At 71.2% G+C, this 3,083-nt stretch carries 5 protein-coding genes; 2 read left to right on the top strand and 3 right to left on the bottom strand.

Annotated elements, in window-relative coordinates; all coding sequences use genetic code 11:
• Positions 1-55: 55 nt before the first annotated feature.
• From Q7L73_RS28505 to Q7L73_RS28495, 3 genes are read right to left on the bottom strand one after another with little or no spacing between them, the layout of a single operon-like run.
• Positions 56-856 (bottom strand): mechanosensitive ion channel domain-containing protein, encoded by an 801-nt coding sequence (locus tag Q7L73_RS28505; protein ID WP_304696320.1) that lies wholly within the window; start codon positions 854-856, stop codon positions 56-58.
• A complete protein-coding gene (locus Q7L73_RS28500) occupies positions 853-1,083 on the bottom strand; it encodes a hypothetical protein (RefSeq protein WP_304696318.1) in 231 nt (76 codons plus the stop codon). The genes Q7L73_RS28505 and Q7L73_RS28500 overlap by 4 nt, the downstream gene beginning before the upstream one ends.
• Positions 1,080-1,643 (bottom strand): RNA polymerase sigma factor, encoded by a 564-nt coding sequence (locus Q7L73_RS28495; RefSeq protein ID WP_304696317.1) that lies wholly within the window; start codon positions 1,641-1,643, stop codon positions 1,080-1,082. The genes Q7L73_RS28500 and Q7L73_RS28495 overlap by 4 nt, the downstream gene beginning before the upstream one ends.
• Positions 1,644-1,772: 129 nt before the next feature.
• On the opposite strand from Q7L73_RS28495, the gene Q7L73_RS28490 reads away from it, so the two are divergent.
• Both Q7L73_RS28490 and Q7L73_RS28485 read left to right on the top strand, forming a co-directional pair.
• On the top strand, positions 1,773-2,162 hold the full coding sequence (locus Q7L73_RS28490) for a hypothetical protein (protein ID WP_304696315.1): 390 nt from the start codon (positions 1,773-1,775) through the stop codon (positions 2,160-2,162).
• Positions 2,159-3,083: GGDEF domain-containing protein (locus tag Q7L73_RS28485; RefSeq protein WP_304715789.1), on the top strand; the 925-nt coding region annotated here is incomplete at its 3' end. The genes Q7L73_RS28490 and Q7L73_RS28485, both read left to right, overlap by 4 nt.

The raw sequence follows: 3,083 nt of genomic DNA, 5'->3' as shown, positions 1-3,083 counted from the left end.
CGCGATTGCGATCGACTGACGCAGACCGCCGACCGTCGGAGACGCCTCGCCGTCGTCAGTGCAGCTCGACCCGCGCGGTGAGCAGGTCGGTGTTGGGAATGCGAATGCGGCGTCTGTCGTGCGTGGTGAGGACGGAGGAGGCCGGTTCGATCGCGGTGATCTCGTAGCGGGTGCCGTCGAGGGTGATCTCGTCGCCGATCGCGAAGGTCGTCTCGATGTAGCGTCCTGCACTCAGCTCACGGGCGACGTGCTGCGATCCCAGGCCGAACGCGAGCGCGATCGTCAGCGCCACGCCGGCGAGGACGATGCCCGCGAGCACGATCAGGATCGCGGTCGCGACGCCGAGCTGCGAGAGCGCAGTGATGGCGGCGACGGAGAGGACGGTGATCTGCGCGGTGGCGCCGAGCGGTCCGCGCAGGCCCATCTGGTAGGCCATGCGGTCGACGCGCTCGCGCAGGAGGCCGGCGAGCGTGACGCCGGCGAACAGGATCGCGATCGCGGTGAGCAGCTGAGGAAGGAACAGCAGCGCGCGGTTGAGCGCGTCGTCGAGGCTCTGCAGACCGAGGCTCGAGATCGCGGCGATGACGACGGCGATCGTCGCGAGCAGCCGCAGCAGGCCGACGAGAAAGCCGGTCAGGGAGCGGTCGAAGCCGAGCCGGGCCAGCGGCTCGTGGACGCCGAGCCGCTCGGCGGCGCGGTCCAGGCCCGCACGCCCGAGCGCGTTGCGCAGCAGCCGTGCGAGCAGCGCGATCGCGAGCAGGCCGACGAGCAGGATCGCCAGCGCCGCGCCCAGGCGCGGCAGGAACTCGCCGACCTGGTCCCCGGCGCGGTCGAGGACCGTCGCGAAGACTGTCATCTCGTTCTCCTCTGGTTCGATCCGCCGAGCGCGCCGCGCAGGCCGCCGGCCACGACAGCGGACAGCTCGGTGACGGCCCGGAGGGTTCCGCGCACCGCGAGCTGCCAGCGGGCGGTGCGCATGACACGCTCCTCCAGGCGAGCGGGCGGCTCCGGCGGCGGCGCTCGGCGGACATCGCCGAACAGGTCGTGGACGCGGCGCTCGTCAGGGCTCTCGTCGTCGGTCATGAGGGCAGCTCCCAGTCATAAGTGTTGGACCGCAGCATCTCGATCATCAGCGAGCGCGCGCGGTGCAGCCGTGTCTTCACCGTGCCCACAGGTCTGTCGAGAATTCCCGCGATCTCCTCATACGACAACTCCTCCAGATCGCGCATGACGATCACGGCGCGATAGTCGGCACGCAGCAGCGAGATCTTGTGCAGCAGCCGCTCGGCCCGTTCGCTGCTCTCCAACTGCTGGGCGGGGGTGCGCGGAATGCCGGGAGCGTCTCCCCGCGGCTCGGGCGGCTCGGCGTACGGGACCGTCCGGCGTCGCGCCAGCGTGTTGAGCGCGGTGTTGTACGCGATCCGCAGCAGCCAGGTCCGAAACGACGCGTCACCGCGGAAGCCGGCCAGCGAGTGGAAGGCACGCAGGAACGTGTCCTGTGTCACGTCCTCGGCGTCGTCGGCTCCGACCAGACGCGTCGCGACGCGATGGACCGGCCGCCGATACTCGGCCACGAGCCGCTCGAACGCGTCGAGGTCACCCCGCTGTGCCAGACGCACCAGCCGCTGTGTGTCCTCGGCCACGATCGCAGCCTAGCCAAGCGGTCGGCGCGTCCACTCCACGATGCGGCCGTTCAAGATCCGCGAAACCTGATCCAGTGCTCGTCTGTCGATTGGCTGTCAGAAGCAGTGCGACAGAAAGAGCGGTTCGCGATGGAATGCATCTCTGCCAGCGGCGGTCTCGGCGATCTCCCCGACACGGCGCGGGGCTCCGGCCTCAGCTTGCGCCTGGCGCGCCTGGCGCGCTCGGCGGTGAGCGACGAGTGGGCCGTCCAGTACCTGCTGGACGGCGGCGGGCGATGGAAGACGACCGCCGACGGCGAGACCGTCGCGGGCGTGTGCATGGCCGCGCAGGGCGACGGTCGCTTCGAGATCGTCGTCCACGTCGCCGTGGTCGTCGTCCCGATCGGTCGTCTCGTCGCTCGCCTGCGACGGTCGGTTCTCCAGGCGGCGGCACGCGAGGGCCTCGCCGACGAGATCGCGGCGGTCGTCTTCTCGTTCGACCACTTCGTCACACCCGAGACCCGGAAGAGGACGCGATGAGCGCCGTCAGCGACGAGGCCGATCGGCTGCGCGTCGAGTGCCGCGCGCTGCGACGGCTGCTCGCGCTCTCCCATGCCGCGGCGCAGAGCGCGACGCCTGAGGAGGTCGCCCGCCGGATCGCCGACGCGATCCCCGAGATCGTGGGCGTGCGACGCGGTGCGCTGACCCTCGCCAGCCCCGGAACGCTGCAACCTGCCGAGACCGCCGCCAGCGGTTTCGCCCCCGCCGACGTCGAGCGGCTGTTCCAGATCCTCGGCAGCCAACAGGTCGACCATGCCGTGACGGTAATCGAGTCCGACGCCATGACGCTCGGGTGGCTGACCGTCGACGTCGACGAGGACGCCGACGACGACGAGCGCGCGGCGATCGACGCCCGCCTCCAGCGGCTGGCGCACAGCACCGCACCCGCGATCCTGAGCGTCCGGCGACTGGAGCAGATGCGCCACCGCGCCCTGCACGACACCCTCACCGGCCTGGCCAACAGCACGATGCTGCTCGAGCAGCTCGAACAGGCGATCGCGCGCGCACGCCGCGCCGGCAGGCCGGTCGCCCTGCTCCACGTCGATCTCGACGACTTCGAGCAGGTCAACGAAACCTACGGTCGCGCGGTCGGCGACGAACTGCTGTGCGCGGTCGCACGCTGCCTCCAGGCCAACGTGCGCGACGGCGACGTCGTCGCCCGCATCGGCAGCGACGAGTTCGGCGTCGTCATCGAGAGCGCCGCCGACATCGGCGCGGCGGCAGCCAGCGACCGCCTGCTGCAGGCGCTCAACGACGGCCTCGACGTGCTGCGCCTTCCGCACAGCCGCATCCGCCTCGCCGTGTCCGCCAGCATCGGCATCGCCCTCACCACCCCCGACACCGGCGCGCGCCAGCTGCTGCGCCAAGCCGACCGCGCGCTCCACGCCGCCAAGCACCGAC

Origin of the sequence: Conexibacter sp. CPCC 205762 (assembly GCF_030646155.1) — a bacterium.
GTDB lineage: Bacteria > Actinomycetota > Thermoleophilia > Solirubrobacterales > Solirubrobacteraceae > Conexibacter.
Note: the sequence above shows the minus strand (reverse complement) of the source record. Positions and strands in the feature narration are given on the sequence as shown.